The 19,233-nt window shown below is 50.9% G+C and carries 15 protein-coding genes and 1 tRNA gene; 12 read left to right on the forward strand and 4 right to left on the reverse strand.

What is annotated here, in order from left to right; translation table 11 throughout:
* The first annotated feature begins 40 nt into the window (after positions 1–40).
* The 5 genes from SH449x_RS23835 to SH449x_RS23855 all read left to right on the forward strand — a co-directional run bounded on the left by SH449x_RS23835 (position 41) and on the right by SH449x_RS23855 (position 6,731).
* Positions 41–2,548 carry a DEAD/DEAH box helicase gene (locus tag SH449x_RS23835; RefSeq protein ID WP_482378579.1) on the forward strand — a complete coding sequence of 836 codons (2,508 nt, stop codon included), beginning with the start codon at positions 41–43 and terminating at the stop codon, positions 2,546–2,548.
* A gap of 51 nt (positions 2,549–2,599) precedes the next feature.
* A complete protein-coding gene (locus SH449x_RS23840; protein WP_482378580.1) occupies positions 2,600–3,349 on the forward strand; it encodes an ion transporter in 750 nt (249 codons plus the stop codon).
* Positions 3,350–3,596: 247 nt separating this feature from the next.
* Positions 3,597–4,151: a magnesium chelatase domain-containing protein gene (locus tag SH449x_RS23845; protein WP_482378581.1), complete on the forward strand. Its 555-nt coding sequence runs from the start codon at positions 3,597–3,599 to the stop codon at positions 4,149–4,151.
* Positions 4,100–5,194 (forward strand): YifB family Mg chelatase-like AAA ATPase, encoded by a 1,095-nt coding sequence (locus SH449x_RS23850; RefSeq protein ID WP_482378582.1) that lies wholly within the window; start codon positions 4,100–4,102, stop codon positions 5,192–5,194. Before SH449x_RS23845 ends, SH449x_RS23850 begins: the two co-directional genes overlap by 52 nt.
* 208 nt (positions 5,195–5,402) lie before the next feature.
* Positions 5,403–6,731, forward strand: coding sequence for an HIRAN domain-containing protein (locus tag SH449x_RS23855; RefSeq protein ID WP_482378583.1), 1,329 nt, complete (start codon positions 5,403–5,405; stop codon positions 6,729–6,731).
* 323 nt (positions 6,732–7,054) lie between these two features.
* Here the strand turns inward: SH449x_RS23855 and SH449x_RS23860 are convergent, their stop codons facing one another.
* The 3 genes from SH449x_RS23860 to SH449x_RS23870 form a co-directional block, all read right to left on the reverse strand.
* Positions 7,055–7,609 (reverse strand): HD domain-containing protein, encoded by a 555-nt coding sequence (locus tag SH449x_RS23860; RefSeq protein ID WP_482378584.1) that lies wholly within the window; start codon positions 7,607–7,609, stop codon positions 7,055–7,057.
* 30 nt (positions 7,610–7,639) lie between these two features.
* The gene (locus tag SH449x_RS23865) at positions 7,640–8,812 is read right to left on the reverse strand and encodes a glycine C-acetyltransferase (RefSeq protein WP_482378585.1); all 1,173 of its coding nucleotides are present in this window, start codon (positions 8,810–8,812) and stop codon (positions 7,640–7,642) included.
* A 313-nt stretch (positions 8,813–9,125) separates the two neighbouring features.
* Positions 9,126–9,198: transfer RNA gene (locus SH449x_RS23870), tRNA-Phe, on the reverse strand.
* Between the two features lie 208 nt (positions 9,199–9,406).
* Here SH449x_RS23870 and SH449x_RS23875 point away from each other — a divergent pair.
* From SH449x_RS23875 to SH449x_RS23890, 4 genes are all read left to right on the forward strand, one after another.
* Positions 9,407–11,065: a hypothetical protein gene (locus SH449x_RS23875; protein WP_482378586.1), complete on the forward strand. Its 1,659-nt coding sequence runs from the start codon at positions 9,407–9,409 to the stop codon at positions 11,063–11,065.
* Between the two features lie 70 nt (positions 11,066–11,135).
* A complete protein-coding gene (locus tag SH449x_RS23880) occupies positions 11,136–12,044 on the forward strand; it encodes a hypothetical protein (RefSeq protein ID WP_482378587.1) in 909 nt (302 codons plus the stop codon).
* Between the two features lie 48 nt (positions 12,045–12,092).
* Positions 12,093–12,887, forward strand: coding sequence for a 3-methyl-2-oxobutanoate hydroxymethyltransferase (panB, locus tag SH449x_RS23885; RefSeq protein ID WP_482378588.1), 795 nt, complete (start codon positions 12,093–12,095; stop codon positions 12,885–12,887).
* Positions 12,884–13,771, forward strand: a complete 888-nt coding sequence (locus tag SH449x_RS23890; RefSeq protein WP_482378589.1) for a D-hexose-6-phosphate mutarotase — start codon at positions 12,884–12,886, stop codon at positions 13,769–13,771. The genes panB and SH449x_RS23890 overlap by 4 nt, the downstream gene beginning before the upstream one ends.
* A gap of 7 nt (positions 13,772–13,778) precedes the next feature.
* Here the strand turns inward: SH449x_RS23890 and SH449x_RS23895 are convergent, their stop codons facing one another.
* On the reverse strand, positions 13,779–15,431 hold the full coding sequence (locus tag SH449x_RS23895) for a DUF1598 domain-containing protein (protein WP_482378590.1): 1,653 nt from the start codon (positions 15,429–15,431) through the stop codon (positions 13,779–13,781).
* A gap of 233 nt (positions 15,432–15,664) precedes the next feature.
* Here SH449x_RS23895 and SH449x_RS23900 point away from each other — a divergent pair, with 233 nt between their 5' ends.
* Genes SH449x_RS23900 through SH449x_RS23910 form a run of 3 tightly spaced genes read left to right on the forward strand, consistent with a single transcriptional unit; the run spans position 15,665 to position 19,208 of the window.
* Entirely contained in the window at positions 15,665–17,791 is a 2,127-nt protein-coding gene (locus SH449x_RS23900; RefSeq protein ID WP_482378591.1) for a prolyl oligopeptidase family serine peptidase, read from the forward strand.
* A gap of 2 nt (positions 17,792–17,793) precedes the next feature.
* Positions 17,794–18,747, forward strand: a complete 954-nt coding sequence (locus tag SH449x_RS23905) for a sugar phosphate isomerase/epimerase family protein (protein WP_482378592.1) — start codon at positions 17,794–17,796, stop codon at positions 18,745–18,747.
* Positions 18,744–19,208, forward strand: a complete 465-nt coding sequence (locus SH449x_RS23910; protein ID WP_482378593.1) for a DinB family protein — start codon at positions 18,744–18,746, stop codon at positions 19,206–19,208. Before SH449x_RS23905 ends, SH449x_RS23910 begins: the two co-directional genes overlap by 4 nt.
* The last annotated feature ends 25 nt before the right edge of the window (positions 19,209–19,233 follow it).

The raw sequence follows: 19,233 nt of genomic DNA on the forward strand, positions 1-19,233 counted from the left end.
TCGATTTCCCCAACGCGTTGTGCCTTGAAGAGTATTGCCAATGAGTGCTGATCGCGTTGATATCGCTGCCGAGTTCCTCGAGACCCTAAGCTTTACTCCTTATCCGGTCCAAGAAGAAGCCATCTATGCATGGTTCTCGTCCGAGCAGGGAGTACTGGTCTGCGCTCCTACTGGAACCGGCAAAACCCTTATCGCCGAAGCCGCCATCTTCGAAGCCCTCAAAACCGGCAAGCGTTGCTACTACACGACACCACTCATCGCCCTTACCGACCAAAAGCTGGTCGAGATTCAGCAGAGTGCTCTTCGTTGGGGCTACCCGATCGATTCGATCGGTTTGGTCACTGGCAACCGTCGAGTTAACCCCGATGCTCCGGTGCTGGTTGTTGTTGCGGAAATTTTGCTCAACCGCTTGATGGGGAATGATGCCGAGCACTTCGAGAACGTATCATCGGTAGTGATGGATGAGTTTCACTCGTTCAACGATCCGGAACGCGGCATCGTCTGGGAACTTACTCTCGGGCTCTTGCCAAAAACGGTACGCACGATGCTTCTATCCGCAACGGTTGGCAACAGCGTCGAATTTTGCAGTTGGTTGCACCGATCCCACGGACGAAATCTGGAACTAGTCCAAGGTACCGAACGCAAAGTCCCCCTGCAATTCGAATGGATCGACGATAACTACTTAGACGAGCATCTAGAAAAGATTGCCGAAGGGGATGATGCCAAACGACGGACGCCAGGGCTGGTCTTTTGTTTTAACCGCGAGCAGTGCTGGCAAGTCGCCGAGTTGCTCAAAGGCAAAAAGCTCATCGATAAAGAGCGCCAGGCCATCATCACCAAGCGAATCGAGACGTTTGATTTCACTCAAGGGGCTGGTCCCAAGCTAAGGCAAATCTTGATTCGAGGAGTTGGGGTACACCATGCTGGAATCATGCCTAAATATCGAAGACTTGTCGAGCAACTGTTTCAAGAAAAATTGCTCAGCGTAACGGTCTGTACGGAAACGCTTTCGGCGGGCATCAATCTGCCCGCTCGCAGCGTCATTCTGCCCAGTCTCGTCAAGGGCCCCTTTGGCAAGAAGAAAATCGTCGAGCCGAGCACTGCGCACCAAATCTTTGGTCGAGCCGGTCGCCCTCAATTTGATGCCAAAGGTTTCGTGTATGTGCTGGCTCATGAGGATGACGTCAAAATCAACCGTTGGCGAGTTCAATACGATCAGATTCCCGAGGATACCAAGGACCCCAATCTCATCAAAGCCAAAAAGGCCCTCAAGAAGAAGATGCCCACGCGACGGGCCGGTGAGACGTATTGGACAGCGGAACAATTTGAAAAATTGCGATCCGCACCAGCCGCCAAGCTCGAGAGTCGTGGGCATTTGCCATGGAGGCTGCTGGCCTATTTGTTGCTGAATGACCCCAGCGTGCAACCGCTCCGAGATTTGGTCGGTCGTAGACTACAAGATACGAAATCGATCGAGCGAGGCCAAAAGGAGCTCAATCGAATGCTGGTCACGCTTTGGAAGTCCGGCTTCATCACCCTAGAGCCCACTCCCAATATCAAACATCAGGAAGCACCGAAGCCCATCGTGGAATCCAAGCCCGGTTGGTTGCAACTGCCTGCGAGCTCGCCAGCCAAGGCGACCGATACCGAGAGCATTGATGATGACGACGATGAAGAGCCAGGGATAGGCACGCTAGCTAGCGAGTCGATCTCTGACTCGGTCAGCTACGATCTGGACGATTACAAGCCCGTTTCGGCGGTACCGACCGATCGGCTAATGTATTTATCCGAACTGCGAAGTGTGAACCCTATCTACGGGTTGTACATGGTTAACATGATGCAGTTTGCGGATGAGATAGAACGCGTTCAAATCTTGGAAAGCGTTTTGGAATTGCCTGCGAATATCGCGAAGATCGTCAAGGTTCCACCCCCGGACAAGTTGCCTGCTGGAACGTTAGCGACTGAGATATTGCACCCACAACTTTTGTCGCTCGGGTTGGCTGTACCGGAAGAATTGATGGGAAAGCAGGAGGATGTGGACGAACGCTCCGATGAGGAAATCGTGCGTGATGCAGGGGGAGCAGCAGGTAAACGCCGTCCGTTTAAACCGTTCGAGGAGGCACCTTTACGGCCGTTGGCTCTCGGAGAAAAACTGCGACGGCTATTTGATTACGAATATCCTGGCGTACAAGACGTATTCACTCGCAGTGTTTGGGTAGTGGGTGAGCTGCTGGAATTCGGCGGCGAGTTTAACAAGTACATTGTTGCCAATGGTATGCAAAAGCATGAGGGGCTTTTGTTTCGGCACATACTTCGGTTCATCTTGTTGATTGAAGAGATTGTGAAGATCGCACCGAGCGAGAGCACCGAAGAGACCTGGGAGATACCTCTCTATGCGTTAGCTGACAAATTGGTGGAGTGTTGCAGAAAGGTGGATCCGGAAAGTACCGATCAAATCTTGCAAAACGAGGGGCGAGAAGACCGCAATACTCGTGAAGCACGAGGTCGCACGTTGAGCAATTCCCCAAAGCCTAACGTCGAATCCTAAAGCGTTCCAGATTTTACTTTCCTTCCGTGCGGTTTGTTCTGTTTAATTAAAATGAATTACTTAAGAAGAATCGTAGAGCAAACGGATACCCCGGCTGGGATCGCGTTTGATGTTTTTGTCCAAACGCTTGTGGTGCTTTCCGTGGTCGCCTATTCGATCGAGACGCTCCCGGGAATAAGTCCTGATCTCGCAGCGGCTCTTAGGATCTTTGAGTTGCTCACCGTAGGCGTATTTACGATGGAGTACTGTCTGCGATTGCTGGTCGCTAAACCAAGAAGCAAATATGTGTTTAGCTTTTTCGGAATCGTCGATTTAGTAGCCATTCTCCCATTCTATTTGAGTTTGGGATTCGACCTGCGAGCGGTAAGGGCATTCCGACTGCTTCGCATTGTACGGTTGCTCAAGTTAGCGAGGTACAACTCAGCAATTCGTCGATTTCATATTGCCCTTTCCATAGCCAAGGAGGAGATCGTCCTTTTTGCATGTGTAACCTTGATTCTTCTGTACCTTGCTGCAATCGGAATCCATCACTTCGAAAGTGAAGCGCAGCAGGAGACGTTTGGTTCCGTCTTTCATTGTCTTTGGTGGGCTGTCGCAACGTTGACTACGGTAGGCTACGGAGACGTCTACCCAGTCACCGTTGGCGGCAAAATTTTCACCTTTGTCATGCTTATGGTCAGTCTAGGATTTATCTCAGTACCAACTGGTCTAGTCGCATCAGCGCTCGCAAAAGCACGTCAGATCGAGGAGCAGGAAACGAAACAGCAGGAGGTTCCAGACCAGAGTGGTAAGACCCAATGAGATTTGTTTGAAAAATCCGTCATGAGGAATCCTCTTCGTTATGACTAATCTAGGAAGAGTCTCAAGTCATCAAGATGGGCAACGATTTCTGTTTTCCACTACCGTAGTTGGGCGCGACTGATGCCGGAGATTCTGAACTGCTTCAGTTGGGAAAATTGGATTCATTCTTGGTTCAATCCTGCTACAATAGTTTGTGCGCCTGACATGGGCAATTTCGTCGCCTTTATATGCCTAAGAGTATTTCGCTTTGAATTTTCGACTTCACGACCATCTTCTTGCTCGAGATCACACACTTTTAGGTGGTGTCCTGCATGGAATAAACGGTACCCTTATTGAGCTTCAGGGGAGAGCACTTTCGATACTGCCCCGCCCCCGCCCAGTCACATCGTGCTGCTCAATCACCGGAATGGCCCGTGGGCCGGTTCGCGAGGCGCTTCAACGCATACAAGGGGCATTTAGCAAGCTGCGAATTCCAGACTCGCCAGTTGAAATTTTGATCAACCTGGCGCCTGCTGCACTTGAAAAAGATGGCACATGGCTAGACCTTCCGCTTGCAGTGATGATGCTTCAAGTTGCTGGAATACTTCCGGACTTGCCACAGTCCAAAGAGGAGCAATTTATCCTATTTGGTGAGATAGGAATTCACGGAGAGGTTAGAAGAGTACCTGGTGCGTTATCTTTGGCGTATTTGCTGAAGCCAGGCCAGAAGCTGATCGTTCCTAAAGGCAATGAAAAGGATGCGCCCTTATCTTGGCAAAACCGGGGCATGAGGGGTGTGGGGTCTTTCCCGTTCAAACTTTAGAAGAGATTCTCGACTATTTCCGTGGCGTTAGACGACTCAATAATGCGCTGAGCGAACCCATTCGTTTCTCAAGTTATATCGATCGAGCTACTGACTTTGGGAAAATTCGCGGGCAGCAGCAAGCGAAGAGAGCTGCCGTTATCAGTGCTGCCGGCGGACACAACCTGCTATTAGTCGGCCCTCCCGGTGAGGGAAAGTCGCTCATCGCGAGCGCAATGTCAGGTATCCTTCCACGATTAAGTGATTCAGAAAAGGTAGAGATCACTCGAATTTACTCAGCCATGGGACTGTTGAGCGATGATGGAATGGCGGTGACTCGCAGACCATTTAGGCCAGTGCATCATTCAGCCACCATGCAGTCGCTTGTAGGGGGTGGTAGTGGCGTTCCGAAGCCGGGTGAGGTCACGCTCGCACACCATGGTATTTTGTTTTTGGATGAAATTCCAGAGTTTGCGAAAAACACTTTAGAGGCTCTGCGGCAACCTCTTGAGAATGGATACGTAAACATCACAAGAGTGTCCGCTTCGCTTGAGTTCCCTGCTCGGTTCTGCTTGGTTGCTGCAATGAATCCATGTCCCTGCGGATATGCAGGCGACCCTCGTTGTCGTTGCGAGATAAAAACCATCGAAAAGTATCAGAAGAAGCTTAGTGGACCATTTCTCGATCGCATGGACTTGCAAGTCTTCTTAAAACCGCTTTCGCAGGCTGAGCGATTTACTCATGTGAACGAGAGTGAGTCGAAACAGATTCGCCTGTACGTAGAGAAAGCGAGAAATTTACAGCTAGATCGTTTTAAAGGACAAAACATCACTTGCAACGCGGAGATTCCCGGCGGTCGAGTCGTAGATTTTTGCCGAATGTCAGCTGATGCAGAGAAAAGCTATCGCGAGACCCTTGAAAGAGCGTCGGTATCCACCAGGACTTGTGATCGACTTGCCAAGGTAGCACGTACGATTGCAGATCTGGACTCCGAGGAACTCATTGAACCCAAACACGTTGACGAGGCAGCAAGTTTTGTTGCAGCGGGAATACTCCAACGGTAATTAAATCGGAAGCGATCTTATGAGCTTAGATCACTCTACCAAGCTGTTCATCTGCTCTTATTGCGAGCAGTCGATAAAATTTCGCAGTGAACAGGAGGGGAAGCGAATCCAATGTCCCAAATGTACGAAGACAGTTTGGGTTTTCGAAAATAGAAATGTTGCGATAAACTCAAAGCTAACCTCGACTTGGATGTACGAACGCCCCAAATTGCTTGGACTCCTTGGCAGTCGGATGGTTGGTCCGATTTCTGACACTTCTTTCATCGAACTCATGGAAACGGGTGAGATTGATCGAAATGCTATGGTTCAAAGCCCAGAGCTCACACGGAATCGGGAAATAGAGGCTGGCAGGGTCAATCTCTGCGTAGTCAGAGACATGTGCAGTCAGCGTGTTGCTGAAGAGCAGCGTTTACAGCGAATCAAGGAAAGAGAGAATCAAAGAGACGCTAACAATCGCAACACTCTTCTTAATGGAATCAGGAAGGCAATTTCGGACGGCAATCTTAGCTTGATTGAACGCACTCAGATTTCTGAGTTTGCATCGAAGGTTGGTATTACTGACTCTGAAGTAGGAGAAATCCTAAAAAGAGAATCATCGATGCTACTCCGTCAAATGATAGAAGATGCTGTTTCAGATGGGTTTTTCGATGATAAAGAAAACGAAAAAATCAGCAAAGTTGCTATCGGACTTGGACTAACCCTGGAGTTCTCGAATGAACAACATTTTCGGCTCTCACTCGCTCGCATCGCCTGGAATCTCCTCCAGCAACTTCGGTCGGGACAGATGAATCCAACTTTAGAGTTTGAGGAAGCAGAAGTCTTTGAGATTGTTTCACTAAAGCGGCCTGCTGGAATTCCTTTGGGCGACGATCATTACCTTAAATCGATTGGCATTGGAGCCGTAAAACGTGTCGACAAAAATTTCATACTCGACGGTCGATTGACTGCGAAGAAGTATGCGCTTAGCTCAGTCGTCAGTGTTCAGTGGTTTTCAGACGGGCTCTTCTTGAAACGATCGAGTGGAAAGAGTCTCTTTATTCGTCCACTGCAAACTGGTTTGATTTGGCATCAATTTGCAATGACCATGGAGGTGCTAGCGACAGGTGAGCCGGTGGTTGGCGTGTTGCCAGACGAGTCCTTTATTCCGGCAACGAACGTCTTGATGGAAAAAATTGCCGATGGGCACTCGGACAATGGCGATCGTTTTGCAGAGGAAAGCCAAGAGGGTGATCTTTGGACTCCTGGGGGGCGGACTCCTCGATTTACATTCCGTGTAGTTGGAGAATCATACGACAATCGCCACTTAGATTTGGATCGTCTCTCAATCGGTGAATCTGTCTATCTAGCTCGGGAACCAAACAATCCTTACGATTCAAATGCCGTAATCGTTACTAATAGTAAACACCGATCCTTAGGTTACTTAAAACGTGAAGTGAGTGTTTGGTTTGCACCGATCTTAGACAAAGGACGAAAATTTGATTGCGTTGTAAAACAACGTACGTCAAGTGGGGGGATTATCATTGGGCTATACGAGTAATCGAGCATTGTTTTTCGATTGTTAAGCTGTCAAACTGTTTAGAATTCAAATCAACCGGCAAGACGCGACTTGAGTGCTAATCTGAAGTCCAGCTCAAACAAAAGGATTTTTGGGGCCTAAAACTGGATCTAATAAGGAAATACGCGAATCTCAAAATGCTGATCGCGTTATATTTCACCCGGACACCTGACCGGTCGTGTTGCATGTCTTTCGAGCTAGTGCATAACGGACCAACGAGGTTTTGTTGGCGTGCCAAGATGCCAACTCCGGCGCATCTAACAGGGCAACATGACTTCGAAAGTTTGGGAATCCGTTAAAACTTTTTACGCATCGAAAAGCTGGTCGCTGATACCTCGCAAGGCGGTGATGCAAAACGTGATGTGGTCGTCTAAATCGAGCCCTAAATCAGCGACCCCGTTTTGAATGTCGGACCGATTGACTGCGGCTGCGAAGCTTACGTTTTTGAGTTTCTTGCGAACGCTCTTGGCTTCGAGATCAGCGAACTTGAGCGGTCGAACATAGGCACACGCGACCAAGAAACCGCATAGCTCATCGCACGCGTAAAGAGTCTTATCCAGCTTGGAGACTCGCGGGTAATCGGGTAGATAGTCGGCATGAGAAAGGATCGCATAGACAATATCCTCCGAAACTCCTTGGGCGCGAAGGATCTTGCTCCCTTCGACGGGGTGGTCGGGACCTTGCGGGTAGCGTTCGTAGTCGAAATCGTGGAGCAAGCCAACGATGCCCCATTTCTCTTCGTCCTCGTTCCAGGCTTTCGCGTAGGCTCGCATGGCGGCTTCGACTGCATACATATGCCTACGTAATGCTACGTTCTCCACGTACTGATGCATCAGAGCGAGAGCGGCGGATCGATCCATGTTTGCTTAGCCTTGGGTTATGTTAAGAGACTACTTAGATCGCTTTTCGAAGCTTTCAGCCACCATGCGAAGCTGATCGACATCGTGAGCTGCGGAGACTTGGGTTCGAATGCGGGCCTTTTCTTTGGGAACGACGGGGTAGCTAAAGGCGATGACGTAGATTCCATCGTCGAGCATAGCCTTGGCCACTTGTCCTGCCTTGGCCGCATCGCCGATCATCACCGGAACGATTGGGTGAACACCGGGCAGGATGTTCAAGCCGCGTCGAAGCATTTCCTCTCGGAAGAATTGGGTGTTGGATTCGAGTTTGTCTCGTAGGTCTGTGGAGGAAGACAGCAGTTCGATTGCTTTGATGGCTCCACCGACGACGGGTGGGGCGACGGTGTTGGAAAAGAGGTAGGTTCGCGAGCGTTGACGCAGGAGTTCGATCATTTGGGCGTTGCCGGAGGTGTAACCGCCGCTGGCACCTCCGAGTGCTTTGCCCAAGGTTCCGGTCAGGATGTCGACTCGATCCATGACACCGCAGTGCTCGTGAGTTCCTCGTCCGTGTGCTCCGACAAACCCAACAGCGTGAGAATCGTCCACCATGACCATGGCGTCATACTCATCTGCGAGTTCGCATACGGCCGCCAAGTCCGCGATGGTGCCGTCCATAGAGAAGACACCATCGGTTGCGATGAGTCGAAAGCGGGCCGATTTGGCTTCCTCAAGCTTGGCCCTGAGGTCGCTCATGTCGTTGTTCTTGTATCGCAGACGCTGCGCCTTGCACAATCGGATACCGTCGATGATCGAAGCGTGGTTTAGTTCGTCCGAGATGATCGCATCTTCGGCGGTGAGGATGGTCTCGAACAAACCACCGTTGGCGTCCCAGCACGAGTTGTAGAGGATCGTATCTTCCATCCCCAGGAATTCGCTAAGTTGATTTTCCAGTTGCTTATGGATCGACTGGGTTCCGCAGATAAAGCGGACCGATGCCATGCCGTAGCCCCATCGCTGGAGGGTTTCGTCGGCGGCTTTTTGGACCTCGGGGTGCTGTGCCAGTCCCAGATAATTGTTAGCACACATATTGAGGAGCGTTCGTCCGTCCTCGAGGTTGACCGTTACACCTTGTGCTGAGCCGATCACCCGTTCGGTTTTGAACGTACCGGCCCGCTTCATCTCTTCGTTTTGGTGGGAAACGTGGTCTAAAAACGCTTGGTTCATAATGGATTGCAACAGGTGCTAGTGGAAGCTTGGAGATCGGCCAAAAAGTGTCGATTTTAGCGGGTGTCTGGCAAGTCCAATCTGGATTGCGGACAGGGAGACGCAGGCGAGTTGCGCATTAAGATGTTCAGAAAAGAGGCAGAGGCTGAAGTAGCTTAGCTTATAACGCTATCGAGACCGAACGCCCAGCAGCAAAAAAAATCGGGGTAACGCGGCAAAGATCCGACTGGAAGGGGGGGGGGGGAAGAAAAAGCAGCAGAACTAGGAATCCGTTGGCTGGGTCAAGAAATAACCACCCGGCCGAAGCAAGAAGTGGCCAGGGCCGGGATCGAACCGGCGACACACGGATTTTCAGTCCGTTGCTCTACCTACTGAGCTACCTGGCCAACAAGAGAGGATGTTAGGCCCTCCGGCTTATTTTGTCAATTCGGCCAATCAACGTTTCTTCGTTAGGCGTTTGCTCTATAATTGGACGGATAGCGTCATTTTGGAAAATTTCGATGAGATCCCTCGAGGTTTCCAACCCATGGTTAGGTCGGTTTCAGATATGATGGCGACGGAGTTATTTTTGCGCAAACTCAGACAAGGAATCCTATGATCAGAGATTTGTTCTTTGTACGGTCGTTTGTAGCCGCGGTCGTTGTCGCTTTGGTCGCAGTCGCTGGGCGAACAACGAAGGCCGAGGATTATGATCCCGATCACCCGTTTGTCGTAGAACTGGTGAAAAAGGGGGTTGAATACCTTAAGAAGGACGGTGGTGGGCCTCAAGGAAACGCTGGCTTCGACATCATCGTGGCGATGGCGATTTACAAGTCGGACCCTGAAGAGAATGGCTCCCATCCATCCGTATTGCGTGGGATCCAGCAGGCCGTTCGGGTTGCCCAAAGAATGAATGGGGATGCAACGCATTGGGAACATGAGGATATGTATGTCGTCCCAGTGGCTACCATGCTGTTAGCGTCGGTTTCGCCCGAAAAGTACAAGGATTCGCTGCTGGCAATGCGGGATGCTCTCATTTCCTCGCAACGACCCAACGGCGGTTTCGGGTACATGGACGCGGGGCCCTACAAGGCGAGTGGGGCAGCCGATATCTCTCAAACTCAATACCTAATGCTAGCTTTTTGGACCATGTACCAGGCTGGCATCGAGATTCCGCCCGAGACTATTCTCCGTTGCATCGACATGCTAGCGCGATCGCAGACGGGTGATGGCGGATGGCCTTACCAGTGGGGGGTGAATTTACCTAACACCATTCAGACGCGATCCCCCACGAATTCGCTTACAGCCGCAGGTTTCTCGGCGGTCTTAATCGCAGCGGACTCGATCGGGGCTTACCGCAGCAAATTCGCAGGATCTCAAGAAGAAGAGGGAATTGTCCCGGAAGCCTTTGTGCGAGTGGATCCCGATGCTAAGAAGAAGAAAAAGGTCGCTGTCGACAAAGAAAAGCTGACAATGGTTACCCGCAAGGCTGAGAATTGGTTCGCAGCACACCCCTACACCAGCAAACAGCAATTTCACTATTACTACGTCTACTCAAAGGAACGGTACGAATCGTTCTTGGAGGTATCGAAAGGGAAGACCGCAAAGAGTCCCGCTTGGTACAACGAAATGGTTGAAGAATTAGCGAGGGATCAGGATGCTGATGGTTCGTGGTACATGAAGGGGGACATCATTGCTCAGAACGTCTCCACTGCGTTTGCGGTATTATTTTTGATACGAAGTACGCAGAAGGCGATCGGCGAAATGCATGACGATCTTCTCGTTGGAGGAAATACGCTTCCCGACGACCCCAATGTGGTCATCAAGAACGGCAAAATCGTAAGCAAAACCGAATCCACCACCATGGATGACGCCTTAAAAGTCCTAGAATCAGAGGACCAGAGTGATATGAAGGCCTCCTTGGTCCCCGAAAAGATCATTCTTCCAAAGGATCCTAAAGAAAGGAAAGAACTATTGGGCCGTTTCGCGCGGCTTATGAGCTCCAAGGATCACGAGGTGAGGCGATTCGCGGCCAGACTGCTGGGCCGTGGTGATGATTTAGAATTCGTTCCGCAATTGATCTACGGTCTTTCTGATCCAGACCCCGTAGTTCCTCGTAACGCGGAGGCTTCGCTGCGATTGATCTCACGTCAATTGGACACCGCTCATATTCCCAAAGAGGGAAAGATAACCGAACCTCAACGGATTACGGCAATTTTGCAATGGCGAAAGTGGTACCTAACGGTGCGCCCCGATTACGTTTTTATTGACTAAGCGATTAACCTGGACACGAAAAAAGCCCCTGCTCGGCAGAAGCATCCTCCTTGCAATTTGTAGCATAGATATGGCCAAAACAGACCCTTCGCCTAACACGACAGACAAAAACGTATTCGATGTGGACGCTAACTCTTTGCGTACCAATAGCGTCGACAAGGTTTCGAGTTTGCTAACCGCCATGTTGGTGTTGGTTGGGCTGGCCGTCTTCTTGCTGGGTCTTATGTTCTTCCTGAGAGCTGGTCAGCCGCAGATCAAAGCCATCAGGCTGGAGCCAGAGAAGATCGCCGGGCGAGGTGAAAACGCTGAGGGCATGGAGCGTGATTTCGATCCTCCCGCTGCCGACGAAGTAGAGATGAGTGATCCGCCACTGGATCAGACGTTGCAGATGGTCGCCGATGCCATCAACTCGGTGTCTGAGCTAATGGATGGGATGCAAAACGATGGCACTGGTAAAGGGGATTCTCGTCCACCCGGACCTGAGGGAGAGGGAGACGATATCATTCCTCGATTCGAACGATGGGATATCAAGTTCCAAGCGAGAGATAAAAAGAATTACGGCGCGCAGTTGGACTTTTTCAAAATCGAGCTAGGCACTTACGGAGCGGGGATCCCGAGAGTGGAATATATCTCAAACCTATCTGGGGCACCGGTCAAAAGATCTGGACTGCCAAAGGATGATAAACGACTTTACTTCCTCAGCGTTGCTGATGGTGCATTGAAGAGGTATGACAAACAATTTCTTCAGTCCGCAGGCATTAACGTAGGTACACGACCACCCATCAAGTTTTTTCCTCCGGAGACGGAAGAGCTTTTAGCGCAGGCCGAAGCTCAACATTATGTCAAGAATCGTAATCCGGAGTTTCGAGTTACTGATGTGGGCAAAACCGTTTTCGAGAGCCGTCCCTCGGCAACGGGCAAAGGCTACGAGTTTGTTGTGATCGATCAAAGATACCGAAATAAACTGGTCAAGAAATAAGGATGGATTCGAAATGGTTGTTGTCTCGCAGCGCTACAAACTGAATTAATGAGCAACCCTCGAGTGACCGTTAAGACGCTTCTCTCGATGAAGCGTCGTGGTGAGCGTATAACGATGCTCACTGCTTACGATTATCCAACTGCGAAACTTCTCGACGAATCCAACATTGATTGTATTCTCGTTGGAGATTCCTTGGGTATGGTTGTGCAAGGACGGACGACGACTGTTCCCGTTACCGTTGAGGAAATGATCTATCATGGCGAGATGGTGGCCCGTGCTGCTAGACGTGCGATGGTCGTAGTGGATCTGCCCTTTCCTGTCGGGCAGCTCGGTGTCGCTCACACCGTGGCGACAGCGGCAGAGATCATGAAGAAAACGGAATGCCACGCGGTCAAATTGGAAGGGGGGCACCAACAAGCCGACACGATTCGAGCTCTAGTGGATGCCGGAATCCCAACGATCGCTCACATTGGCCTCAGACCTCAGAGTGTACACGCCTTGGGGGGTTATAAAGTCCAGCGGGACGCAGACCGGCTGATCCAAGACGCCACCAGCGCAGAAAAAGCGGGCGCTTTTGTAGTATTGATCGAATGCGTTCCAAGCGAGCTGGCAGGACAAGTTACCAAGCTGCTATCGGTTCCGACCATCGGGATTGGGGCAGGTTCTGAGTGCGACGGGCAAGTGTTGGTGACCAACGATATGCTGGGCTGGAACAGTGGTTACGTCCCCAAATTCGTTAGACAATTCGCAGACTTGCGAAGTGGTGCGATCAAGGCGGTGGAAGAGTATCGGTCGCAAGTTCAAAGTGGTGAGTTCCCTGGCCAGCAAGAGTCCTTCGAATGACGATTACCATCGATGAGCTTAACGAGATATACGGGTTGGAAGATTGTTTAGTCTTCGAATCCCACAGTAATGGGTTGCCGCTCGGACGAGTCACCACACCGCACTGCTCTGCTGCATTCCTGCTCTACGGCGCACATGTCTTGTCCTATCAACCTGCTTCGGAAAAAGAATCCATTCTCTTTCTGAGCGATCAAGCGGTTTATGAAAAGGGTAAACCGATTCGAGGAGGGATTCCGATTTGTTTCCCTTGGTTCGGAGCACATCCTGACAAAGCAACTCTTCCAGCTCATGGTTGGGCGAGAACTCAAGACTGGGAATTGTTGGAGACAGCCCAATCCCACGAGAACATCGTCGTACGATTGCGACTGATCTCTGGTGGTTATGAGGTAATCTGTGAGTTGGGCTTTGGATCGCAATTTTCGATCGATTTAGATGTTCGCAATCAGGGAAGCGAACCGCTAACCTATGAGGTCGCCTTGCACACGTACTTCAAAGTTGCCGATGTGGAACGAGTCCAGATTGTTGGCTTGGAGGGAGTTCCATTCATCGATCAACTAACGAATAGTGTCGTTCCAGGTCAGTCGCATGCGATCCGATTTACGGAGGAGACCGATCGCATTTATCAGGGGGACGCAGGGCAAATACAGATGCACGATGACGTACTACGGAGGACCATAGAACTCGCTGCACGTGGGGCTCGTTCGACGATCGTCTGGAATCCGTGGGTGGCCAAGAGTCAGCGGATGGCAGATTTTGGCGATGAGGAGTTTCACGAGATGTGTTGCATCGAGACTGCAAACGTCCGAGCGAATTGCGTGCAACTCGCTCCAGGAGAAAGCCAACGTACCGGCGTCTCTATTAAGACGAAGCGGATGGATCTTTAACAAGATCCTACCGCCAAAAGACTTCTTTGTCGCGATCGGCTCGATCTTTGGCGTTTTGGTCGAGGTTGCTTGACTTGATATCCACGCGATTCAATTCCTCCATCGTGACTTTGATACGCTTCCGGACATGACTCACCGTAACCCCAACACCGCCGCTTACTGTAGCCATTTGAGAGCCATCGAATCCTTTGTGGGTCGCGGCGATGCTCTCGATCTCTTTAGCAGCAACTGGCATGCGTGGTTGCACTTGAGTCGAACTCAAAGCAGTGAACAGTTCACCTCGACCGTGTTCCATTTCGAGCCGAACAATCTCTAATGCGACGGCTAGATCCATGATGTGCTGCAATCGCCCGAAGATAGGATAGGGCTCTATGAGTTCGCGATAGTTCTTTGTGAACGATTCCGCAAAACGGTTCGCTGCTGGATCGACTTTGCCGGTAGCGGTCCGTTTACCACTGGCTTCGAAATGCTGTGACTCGCTACGTAATTGCACATTGTTATTTTCTAAGGAATAGATTCGTCTCTCTTTGTCCAGCGCAATGTCGGTGTCGCTCAGGGATAGCCACCAACGCATCATGGTCGATGTCTCAGATTGACGAATCGAATCGAGTTCCGCCCAATAGGACTTTGCAGGTCTGGGGAGCGAGTCTACCCCCATACCTAATCGCTTCATTGCCGCATCGGCTATCAGCAAAGCCAATCCTGTCGGAGAATCAGCAGGAAGACCGATCACTATGGTTGCTTGATTGCCCAGCATCTTCTTCCAGGTTTCAAGCCAGCGATCGGGACTGTTTCTAAGTTCTCGCAACGATGACGACCGCTGGGCAAACGCATGAGCTTCGCGGAGTCGGTTCTCATCGGGATTGATTGTGCATCCAAAGTCTCTACCGCTGTTTAGAATTACCGGTGCTATGCTGAGCAAGTCTTCCAGCAAAATGGGAGGCATTCCAGTCTCTTGATTCACGAGTTGCCCGTCAACATGCATACCAAGATTCCCTGCCGGGCCACCGAGTAGCCAATCGTTATTCTCCTCATCGAATGCGAGGTAATCGAGGCGGTAGATACCTCCGAGCAGTTCCATAGCGACGCTGGACGGTTTGTTCCCAAGCATCCGATCTGCAACCAACTCATCCAGTGATCGCAGAGAAATCCATCGCAACGATGTCGGCTCCTGCCAGCTACCTAGCGCGGACAAGTCAGCCTTGGGCTTACCCATTTGACGCAGCTCGCGAAGAGATTCCTCGCTCGGACTGATCCGCTCCATAACACCCGAAGTCGAAATACGGACACCGTTCCGATGCGGGATCATCGACGAGGTGCCTCCCTGGCTTTCCCAGCCACCATCGACAACCGTTTCAATGATGTTCATGAGCTCATCAAAATTCGCCAGGGGCGAACCACCTGCTGCCCCACCTTTTCTAGATGGTTCCATGCCAGCTTGGAACCGATCCAGTCGATACCGATCGATTTCCGACAATTGCGATCTCAGTTGAGGATCGCTAGAAGATGAAGCAGTATTACCGGGTGGGTTGCTGCTCGATTCACCCTGCTGCCCAGCACATCTAGTCGAGCCCCAGATACCGGCGACCAGCCAAGCCATCAGCATTAATTGAAGTGGTTTGCTCAAAAAAGCCTTGGTTTTACTCAGGATAGATCTCATTAGCCAACATCCTCCGTACAGTGAGATCTCGAGACGGTACGCTGCGGAAAAACTCATCCGATTCCCTTATCAGCCGCCATCAGTACGTTGATTATAGGGGACGCAAACTCAAAATCGAGTAGCTGCAAGGCATTTCTGCTTCGTGGCTCCCATGAAGTCTCCCGATTTGTTGCTACAATCTAGGGCGATTGAACACCTCTCCGATTTTTGTTCTCGCATCCCTGCAGGCGTTTATGTCGTTTAGAAAAATACCGATTCTGTCACTTTTGACTCTTACTTTTGCCTCCCCCATGATGGTCACTCCGATGAGTTTGTCGCAAGAGCCCGTAGATAACGATCCTTATCAGTGGCTCGAGGATGTCACCGGCGAGAAAGCGATCGATTGGGTCAAGGAGCGAAATGCGAAAGCTGAGGCGGCCCTAACCTCGACCGACGAGTTTAAGAAGCTCGAGGCTGATCTATTAGCAATCCTCGACTCCGATGCTCGTATCCCCTTTGTGGGCAAGCAGGGGGAGTACTACTACAACTTTTGGCGAGACAAGCAAAACATCAAAGGGCTCTGGCGTCGTACCACCCTCGATGAATATCGCAAGCCTTCGCCGCAGTGGGAAGTCATCTTGGACCTAGACAAACTCTCGGCCGATGAAAACGAGAGTTGGGTTTGGAAGGGAGCTAGTTTTCTGCGTCCCGATTACGATCGCGTCCTGATCGACTTGTCGCGAGGGGGTGCCGATGCGTCGGTAACTCGTGAATTCCAAATCAGCACAAAGAGTTTCGTTGCAGGTGGCTTTGAACGCCCCGAAGCTAAGGGCTCGCTGAGCTGGATCGACCAGGATCACGTATTTGTCCAAACCGACTTTGGCCCGGACAGCATGACCGATTCGGGATATGCACGGATTGTGAAGCGTTGGAAACGTGGTACACCAATGTCAGCGGCTGAGGTCGTTTACGAAGCGGAACAGACCGACATGCTCGTCGCTGCCTTTCACGATGATTCACCGGGTTTCGAGCGAAATTACGTGCTGCGAAACATTAGGTTCTACAACAACGAAATGTTCGTGCTCGACGACAATGCAAAGCTCGTCAAAATCGACGCACCCAACACAGCGAGCAAGTCGGTGGCCCGTGGCACTCTCGCGATTGAATTGCGTGAAGATTGGAATCGAGGCGATAAGACTTACAAAGCTGGCTCGTTGCTCTTTACCAACCTGGATGATTTCTTGGCGGGCAAAGAAACGATTCAAGTCGTCTTTGAACCAACAGCCACGACTGCCCTCGCGAGTTTTGGTTTTACGAAAGACTTCGCCATTCTGAACGTCTTGGAAGATGTCAAAAACAAAGTGAGCGTGCTTCGCTCGACCCCTGAAGGCTGGAAATCGGAACCGATGGTTGGGGCGCCTGCGTTCGGAACGGTGAGTGTAAGTGCAGTCGATCCTGATGAGTCGAATGATTACTTCATGACCGTCACCGACTATTTGACTCCAACGACTCTTTCCATGGGAACGATCGGCCAAGCTCCTCAAAAGCTCAAGGAACTGCCAGCATTTTTCGATGCGAGTGGCCTGAAGATCTCGCAGCATTTTGCAACCAGCCAAGATGGCACGCGAGTCCCTTACTTTATGGTAGCCAAGGAATCGGTTTCACTCGATGGTAACAACCCGACCCTCCTTTATGGATATGGCGGCTTCGAAATATCGCTCCAACCTTCGTACAACGCGACCGTCGGGCGAGCGTGGACCACCCAAGGTGGTGTCTACGTGGTCGCCAACATTCGCGGTGGTGGCGAATACGGACCATCGTGGCATCAAGCTGCGTTGAAGGAAAATCGTCATCGCGCCTACGAAGACTTCGCGGCGGTGGCGAAGGATCTCTTTGCCAGAAAGGTTACGAGCGCCGAAAAGCTAGGTATCCAAGGTGGCTCGAATGGTGGATTGCTGGTTGGCAATATGACGACCCTTTATCCGGATCTTTTTAAGGCAGTCGTGTGTCAGGTTCCATTGCTAGACATGCAGCGTTACAACAAGCTTCTGGCCGGAGCGAGCTGGATGGCGGAGTACGGCAATCCTGATATTCCCGAAGAGTGGTCGTTTATCAAAACGTTTTCTCCTTATCACAACGTTTCCGAAAACCAAAAATATCCCAACGTACTCTTCACCACGTCGACCCGCGATGATCGCGTGCATCCTGGTCATGCTCGTAAGATGATGGCCAAAATGGAGGGGCAGGGGCACTCAGTTCTTTACTACGAAAACATAGAAGGTGGTCACGGTGGTGCTGCCAACAATAAGCAAGCGGCGTTTATGCAAGCGATCGCGTACACCTTTTTGAAGACACAACTATTCGGCAAAGAAAGTCAATAAACATGCATCGTAGAGCTTTTCAAAAGAATTTACTTGCGGCGGCGACAACAGCAGCCGTGGCCGGAACAACCCAGTGGAGTACAGCGGCAGCTGATATTCCACCCGGGGGCCGAACCACGAATCCGATCGGGATTTCGACTTACTCTCTGTGGCGATTCAAAAACGATGAGTTCAAGGATGTCATCAAGTGTATTGACTTTGCGGCTGATGCAGGATTCGATGGAGTCGAGATTCTGCTTTATCAAATCTCGCAAACCGAGATGCTCAGCAACGCAGCGTTGCAAGCGATCAAACGTAGGTCGTTGATCCATGGTTTGCCGCTTTATGGCATGTCCACGCACCAAGGTTTCGTTTCGCCCGATCCCGAAGTCAGGCGGATGAATATCGAACTCACATGTGGACAGATCGAGCTTTGTTACAAGCTCGGTATACCAACGATGCGGGTTAACACAGGTCGCTGGGGAACGAGCAAAGACTTTGATACCTTGATGGCGAACCGAGGGATCGAGCCACCGTTACCTGGTTTCACCGAGGAGGATGGCTATCCGTGGGTAATCGACGCACTCGAGCGATGCTTGCCCACGGCGGAAAAGTGTGGAGTGACCTTGGGGCTGGAAAATCATTGGGGCTTAGGGCTCACTCCAGAGGGTGTGCTTCGCATCGTGGATGCCGTCAACTCTCCTTATTTGCAGGTCACGTTGGATACCGGAAACTTTTTAGAGGACCCTTATACCAAGCTCCGGAAATTGGCATCCAAGACTGTGTTATTGCAGGCGAAGACTTATTATGGTGGCGGCGAGTGGTACACGCTCGAGCTCGACTACGAGAAGATTGCTAAGATCATGAGAGAGGTCAATTATCGAGGTTGGATCTCGCTCGAGTTTGAAGGCAAGGAGAATTACAAAACGGCCATCCCCAAGAGCCTCGAACTGCTCAGAAATGCGTTCAAGCTATGAACCGACAGCTTATCGAACAGTATGCCGACGGCGGGCAACAGTTGATGCAAGCCTATTGGGGGCTGACCCAGGACGAATTGTTCGTGCAGCCTCCTGACGGTTCGTGGACGCTGCACCAGATTGCCATCCACATGATGGATAGCGATTTGATTGCCAGCGATCGCATGAAGCGAGTGGCATGTATGGATCTACCGTTGCTCATCGGATACGACGAGACCGGTTTTAGCCAATTACCTGGGGTGGCTTCCATTCCAGCGTTTTTGGCCCTGGACGTTTTTTGCAAAAATCGGCAGATGACCGCCGCCATACTGCGGGCGTTGCCTGATCAAGCGTTTGCTCGATGCGGGATTCATAATGAATCTGGCAAGGTGTCTCTCGGGTATTTGGTGGAATCTTACGTCAAACACCTCGAGCATCATTTGGTATTCGTTGAGAAAAAGCGTACATTGCTCGGTCGTTAAGGATTCAACTGAACCCGCGAGTTGA

Origin of the sequence: Brakhagea baltica (assembly GCF_052161605.1) — a bacterium.
Classification (GTDB): domain Bacteria; phylum Planctomycetota; class Planctomycetia; order Pirellulales; family Pirellulaceae; genus JBKCUI01.